This window comes from Amycolatopsis sp. SID8362 (assembly GCF_010550475.1).
Classification (GTDB): domain Bacteria; phylum Actinomycetota; class Actinomycetes; order Mycobacteriales; family Pseudonocardiaceae; genus Amycolatopsis; species Amycolatopsis eburnea.
In genome coordinates this window covers 1-5373 of sequence record NZ_JAAGNB010000399.1, presented here as the reverse complement: position 1 = coordinate 5373, position 5373 = coordinate 1, and the positions used below count along the sequence as shown (strand labels likewise).

Genomic DNA, 5373 nt, shown 5'->3' with positions numbered 1-5373 from the left:
CGGGGACGCGTTCGCCGCCGGCTTCCTCGCCGCGACGCTGCGCGGCGCCGAGCCCTTGGCCCGGCTGCGCCAGGGGCACCTGCAGGCCGCCGCCACCCTGCTCACCCACGACGACGTCGGGGTGCCGCTGCCCCGCACGGTCGTGGCTACCCTGCTGCAGGCCGACCCGGACGAGTGGAGTTCCGCGCGGCTGACCGGAGAGGGCGTGGTGCTCACGTGAGCCAAAGCTTGGACCGCGCGTTGACGCTGTTGAACTCGATCGCCAAGGACGCGCGCACCCTGGACGACCTCGCCGACGAGATCGGCGTGCACAAGTCGACCGTGCTGCGGCTGCTGCGCACCCTCGAGCAGCACCACTTCGTCCGCCGCGAAGGCGCCCGCCACTACCGGCTGGGCAGCGCCATGTTCGACCTGGCCAACCAGGCACTCGACTCGATCGACGTCCGGCGCAGCGCCCAGCCCGCGCTCGCCGCGCTCAACGCGCGCACCGGTCACACCGTGCACCTGGCCAGCTACGACGACGGCGAAGTCGTCTACATCGACAAGTACGAGGGCCGCCACTCGGTGCGGATGTACTCGCGCGTCGGCAAGCGCGCGCCGCTGCACTGCACGGCGGTGGGGAAGGTGCTGGTCGCGGCGATGCCCGCGGCCCGGCGCGAGGAGATCGCGCGGTCGATCGAGTACCCGGTGCTGACGCCGAACACGATCACTTCGGCGTCGGACTTCCTGGCGGAGCTGGACCGCGTCGCGCGGCTCGGGTACGCCGTCGACAACGCCGAGCACGAGGACTTCATCCACTGCATCGCGGCGCCGGTCCGCGGGGCGGACGGCGAAGTGCTGGCCGCCGCGTCGATGTCGGTGCCGAAGGTGCTGCTCGACTACGAAGGCCTGCTCGCGCTGGTGCCGGACCTGCGCGCCGCGACCACGGAAGCTTCCGTCCACAGTGGATGGACGGAGAACGGAAAGGGGCACTGATGAGCAAGACGGCAGTTTCCACCGAGAACGCGCCGAAGCCGCCGGCGAAGTTCTCGCAGGCCGTCCGCAAGGGGAACCTGCTGCAGGTCGCCGGCCAGGTCGCGTTCGACCCCGCGACGGGCGCGATCGTCGGCGACGACGTCGTGGGCCAGACCCGGCAGACGTTCAAGAACATCGAGGCCGTGCTGGCGGAGGCGGGCTCGAGCCTGGCGGACGCGATCATGGTCCGGGTCTACCTGACCGACACGGCGCACTTCGCGCCGTTCAACGAGGTCTACAACGAGCTGATCGGCGAGGCGCCGCACGCCGCGCGCACGACGGTGTACGTCGGCCTCCCGGGCGAGCTGCTCGTCGAGATCGACGTGCTCTGCGTGCTGGACTGAGGCTTTCCCGGGGCCGGCTTCCCGGCCCCGGGGTGCTCAGCCGAGGACGCTCGTGTAACCGTTGAGCGCGGGCTGCCCGCCGAGGTGGGCGTAGAGGACGTTCGAGTCCTTCGCGATTTCACCGTTCTTGACGAGGTCGATGAGCCCCGCCATGGACTTGCCCTCGTACACCGGGTCCGTGATCATCCCCTCCAGCCGGGCGCACGTCTCGATCGCGTCCACTGTGGACTTGTCCGGGATGCCGTAGATCCCGGCGTGGTACCGGTCGTCCAGCTCGACCTCGGGGATCTCGCCGGCGCCGATCAGCTCGGCGGTGTTGCGTGCGATCCGCGTGATCTGCTCGCGCGTCTCGGCCGGCTTCGCGGAGGCGTCGATGCCGAGGATGCGCCGGTTCTTGTTGCCGGCCACCCCGGCGACCATGCCGCCCTGCGTGCTGCCGGTGACCGAGCAGACGATCACCGTGTCGAAGAAGACGCCGAGTTCTTCCTCCTGCTGTTCCAGTTCGACGATCCAGTTCGCGAAGCCGAGCCCGCCGAGCCGGTGGTCCGAGGCGCCCGCCGGGATGGCGTACGGCTTCCCGCCTCGCTCTTCGATCTCGGCGACGGCGTCTTCCCAGGCCTGCTTGAAGCCGATGCCGAAGCCGGCCTGGACGAGCCGGACGTCCGCGCCGAGGATGCGCGAGAGCTGGATGTTGCCGACCTTGTCGTAGAGCGGGTCGTGCCAGTCGACCCAGCTCTCCTGCACGAGCACGGCCTTGAGCCCGGCCCGCGCCGCGGCGGCCGCGACCTGCCGGGTGTGGTTGGACTGGACGCCGCCGATCGAGACGAGCGTGTCCGCGCCTTGTTCCAGGGCGTCCGCGACCAGGTATTCGAGCTTGCGGGTCTTGTTGCCGCCGTAGGCGAGGCCGGAGTTGACGTCCTCGCGCTTGGCCCAGACCTTCGCGCCGCCGAGGTGCTCGGTGAGGCGCTCGAGCGGGTGCACCGGCGACGGGCCGAACAACAGCGGGTAGCGGGGGAAGTCGGCCAGGGTCATCGGTCCTCCAGGAGGTTGGTCCAGATCGTGGAGATCACGGAGACGGCGGTGGCGGTGTCGCGGGCTTCGAGGGCGTCGATCAGCTTCGTGTGGCGCAGGACCGAGTTCCAGGCCGATGCCGAGCTGAACCGGGCGTGTTCGAGACGGCGCAGTAGGGGCGTGTAGCGGTCGAGGGTCGCGGCGACGGCGGCGTTGCCTGCCAGGCGGACGGGGATGGCGTGCAGTTCGTCGTCCGCCTCGACGGCCGCCTTGATGTCGCCGGCTTCGATCGCCTTCGCGAACCGGTCGTTGGCCGCGCGCATGTCGGCGACGTCGGCGGGCCGGCACCTCGCGGCGGCCTCCCGGACGGCGAACTCGTGGAGCACGCGGACGATCTGGCGGGCGTCGATGACGTCGCGGGACATGACGTCGGAGACACGCGTGTAGCTCTGCGGTTTGGAGTCGACGAGCCCGTCGTCGGCCAGCCGCCTGAGTGCTTCGCGGACGGGGGCTTTCGAGAGGCCGAGCTGCTCGGCGAGGTCGCCGTCGCGCAGGGGGGTGCCGGGCGGCAGGGTGCCGTCGACGATGGCTTGGCGGATGCGGTCGTACGCCTCGTCTCGGAGCAGCGGGCGAGTGACCTTTGAGAGGCTCACATCTAACATGTTAGATGTCGGGAAACTCGGCCGGCAAGGTGCCGGGCGAGTGAAAGGTCAGTAGACGGGACCGGTGTACTTTTCCCCGGGGCCTTGGCCCGGCGGGTCGGGCACGACCGAAGCCTCGCGGAAGGCCTTCTGGAGCGACTGGAGACCGTCGCGCAACGGGCCGGCGTGCAGGCCCAGGTACTCGGCGGACGCCGTCACGAGCCCGGCGAGCGCGGTGATCAGCCGGCGGGCCTCGTCGAGGTCGCGGTGCGGGGACGTCTCCGGGTCGGCGTCGGCGAGACCGAGCCGCTCGGCGCCGGCCGACAGCAGCATCACGGCCGCGCGGCTGATCACCTCCACGCTCGGGATCTCCTCGAGCTGCCGGGTGGAATAGGGGGGCTGTTCGGGGGGTTGTTCTGACACGTCTGGTACCCTTCCACGAGCGACCAGCCCCCGAGCGATCGGGGGCGGCAAGTGGAGCCCCGCTCCCACCCGCGTCACCGCTCAGGTGGCCGGGTCCGGTCTCGCCCGGACGTCAAGTCCAGGGTGAAGAAGTGTCCTCCGGGACACGATCGGAAACAGAGTGGGCCCCGCGCACCGGCAGGTGACGGGGCCTTCGCTATGTGGGCACCAGGTCGAAACGAGAACAGGAAACATTCCTCGGACCAAGGAGGCCCCATCAGCTCCGAGACACGCATCAACGACCGTATCCGGGTGCCGGAGGTCCGACTCGTCGGCCCCGCCGGCGAACAGGTCGGCATCGTCCGGATCGAGGATGCGCTGCGCCTGGCGCAGGAGAACGACCTCGACCTCGTCGAGGTCGCGCCGCAGGCCCGCCCGCCGGTGTGCAAGCTCATGGACTTCGGCAAGTTCAAGTACGAGAGCGCGCAGAAGGCCCGCGAGTCGCGGCGCAACCAGCAGCTGACCGTCATCAAGGAACAGAAGCTGCGCCCCAAGATCGACCAGCACGACTACGAGACCAAGAAGGGTCACGTGTCGCGCTTCCTGGCGGCGGGCAACAAGGTCAAGGTCACGATCATGTTCCGTGGTCGCGAGCAGTCCCGGCCGGAGCTCGGCTTCCGGCTGCTGCAGAAGCTCGCCGACGACGTGACCGAGCTGGGCTTCGTGGAGTCGTCGCCCAAGCAGGACGGTCGCAACATGATCATGGTGCTGGCCCCGCACAAGAACGTGAAGCCGAAGGCCAAGGCCGAGGCGGCCCCCGAGGCCTAAGCGCCGACCAGCACGAGTCAGCGGCTCACCGGATCTCCGGTGAGCCGCCGCACGAAAGAGGACTGAAATGCCGAAGATGAAGACCCACAGCGGGACGTCCAAGCGGATCCGCGTCACGGGCTCGGGCAAGCTGCGCCGCCAGAAGGCCGGCCGCCGCCACCTGATGGAGAAGAAGTCGAACCGCCTCACCCGCCGGCTCGAGGGCACCACCGAGCTGGCGAAGACCGAGGCCGGCCGCGTCAAGCGCCTGCTCGGCATCTGATCCCGCAGAACTTGCTGTAACCACCCGGGGCGTCCCCCTTCGCCCCCTGAGATCGACAGGATGGACCCGTGGCACGCGTCAAGCGGGCGGTCAACGCCCAGAAGAAGCGTCGCGCAACTCTCGAACTGGCCAGCGGCTACCGCGGCCAGCGTTCGCGGCTGTACCGCAAGGCCAAGGAGCAGACGCTTCACTCGCTCAACTACGCCTACCGGGACCGCCGTGCCCGCAAGGGTGACTTCCGCCAGCTGTGGATCACCCGCATCAACGCGGCGGCCCGCGCGAACGGCGTGACCTACAACCGGTTCATCCAGGGCATCAAGGCCGCTGGTGTCGAGGTCGACCGCAAGATCCTCGCGGACCTCGCCGTCAACGACGCCGCCGCCTTCACCGCGCTGGCCGAGCTCGCCAAGGCCAACGTGAACACCGAAGCGAAGTCGGCCTGACCGGCAGCTTTCCCCGGCCCGGGGCGGATCCGTTCACCGAACGGACCCCCCGGGTCGTTGCTGCGCGCAAGCTGACGCGGCGCGCGGAACGCGACAAGACCGGCCGGTTCCTGGCCGAAGGCGCCAACGCCGTCGAAGCGGCGCTCGAGCACGGCACCGTGCACGAACTGTTCGTCACCGAACGCGCGGCGGAGCAGCACGCGCACCTGGTCGACGCCGCCCGCGCGGCCGGCGTCACCGTTTCGCCGATCACCGACCGCGCCGCCGACGGCCTGTCGGAAACGGTGACGCCCCAGGGCATCGTGGCCGTCTGCGCGCTGCTGGACCGGCCGCTCGAAGCGGCCGTGGCCCCGGGCGCCCGGCTCGTCGTGGTGCTCGTCGACGTCGCCGACCCCGGCAACGCGGGCACGGTCATCCGCGTCGCCGAC

At 70.1% G+C, this 5373-nt stretch carries 9 protein-coding genes and 1 pseudogene; 7 read left to right on the top strand and 3 right to left on the bottom strand.

What is annotated here, in order from left to right; genetic code table 11:
• The 3 genes and pseudogenes from G3I65_RS13070 to G3I65_RS13060 form a co-directional block, all read left to right on the top strand.
• Window positions 1-220 (top strand): annotated as a pseudogene (locus G3I65_RS13070) (sugar kinase); the annotation flags it as partial.
• A complete protein-coding gene (locus G3I65_RS13065) occupies window positions 217-975 on the top strand; it encodes an IclR family transcriptional regulator (RefSeq protein WP_160696347.1) in 759 nt (252 codons plus the stop codon). The pseudogene G3I65_RS13070 and the gene G3I65_RS13065, both read left to right, overlap by 4 nt.
• Entirely contained in the window at window positions 975-1358 is a 384-nt protein-coding gene (locus tag G3I65_RS13060) for a RidA family protein (RefSeq protein WP_125312381.1), read from the top strand. Before G3I65_RS13065 ends, G3I65_RS13060 begins: the two co-directional genes overlap by 1 nt.
• 36 nt (window positions 1359-1394) lie before the next feature.
• Here G3I65_RS13060 and G3I65_RS13055 read toward each other — a convergent pair whose 3' ends face one another.
• From G3I65_RS13055 to G3I65_RS13045, 3 genes are read right to left on the bottom strand one after another with little or no spacing between them, the layout of a single operon-like run.
• Complete coding sequence (locus tag G3I65_RS13055) at window positions 1395-2390, bottom strand: 1-aminocyclopropane-1-carboxylate deaminase (protein WP_160696346.1); 996 nt, start codon at window positions 2388-2390, stop codon at window positions 1395-1397.
• Window positions 2387-3031: a GntR family transcriptional regulator gene (locus G3I65_RS13050; protein ID WP_160696345.1), complete on the bottom strand. Its 645-nt coding sequence runs from the start codon at window positions 3029-3031 to the stop codon at window positions 2387-2389. Before G3I65_RS13050 ends, G3I65_RS13055 begins: the two co-directional genes overlap by 4 nt.
• Before the next feature lie 48 nt (window positions 3032-3079).
• A complete protein-coding gene (locus G3I65_RS13045; RefSeq protein WP_143264948.1) occupies window positions 3080-3433 on the bottom strand; it encodes a DUF1844 domain-containing protein in 354 nt (117 codons plus the stop codon).
• A 198-nt stretch (window positions 3434-3631) separates the two neighbouring features.
• Here G3I65_RS13045 and infC point away from each other — a divergent pair, with 198 nt between their 5' ends.
• The 4 genes from infC to G3I65_RS13025 form a co-directional block, all read left to right on the top strand.
• Window positions 3632-4240 carry a translation initiation factor IF-3 gene (gene infC / locus G3I65_RS13040; RefSeq protein WP_086672340.1) on the top strand — a complete coding sequence of 203 codons (609 nt, stop codon included), beginning with the start codon at window positions 3632-3634 and terminating at the stop codon, window positions 4238-4240.
• 67 nt (window positions 4241-4307) lie between these two features.
• A complete protein-coding gene (gene rpmI, locus G3I65_RS13035) occupies window positions 4308-4502 on the top strand; it encodes a 50S ribosomal protein L35 (RefSeq protein ID WP_125312384.1) in 195 nt (64 codons plus the stop codon).
• Between the two features lie 68 nt (window positions 4503-4570).
• On the top strand, window positions 4571-4945 hold the full coding sequence (rplT, locus tag G3I65_RS13030; protein WP_086672344.1) for a 50S ribosomal protein L20: 375 nt from the start codon (window positions 4571-4573) through the stop codon (window positions 4943-4945).
• On the top strand, window positions 4942-5373 hold a 432-nt coding region (locus G3I65_RS13025), incomplete at its 3' end, for an RNA methyltransferase (protein ID WP_275940151.1). The genes rplT and G3I65_RS13025, both read left to right, overlap by 4 nt.

Bases quoted from the DNA above. Each gene is read 5' to 3' on its own strand.
- rpmI (WP_125312384.1), top strand. From the start codon at position 4,308: ATGCCGAAGATGAAGACCCACAGCGGGACGTCCAAGCGGATCCGCGTC.
- G3I65_RS13060 (WP_125312381.1), top strand. From the start codon at position 975: ATGAGCAAGACGGCAGTTTCCACCGAGAACGCGCCGAAGCCGCCGGCG.
- G3I65_RS13055 (WP_160696346.1), bottom strand. From the start codon at position 2,390: ATGACCCTGGCCGACTTCCCCCGCTACCCGCTGTTGTTCGGCCCGTCG.
- infC (WP_086672340.1), top strand. From the start codon at position 3,632: ATGTGGGCACCAGGTCGAAACGAGAACAGGAAACATTCCTCGGACCAA.
- G3I65_RS13050 (WP_160696345.1), bottom strand. From the start codon at position 3,031: ATGTTAGATGTGAGCCTCTCAAAGGTCACTCGCCCGCTGCTCCGAGAC.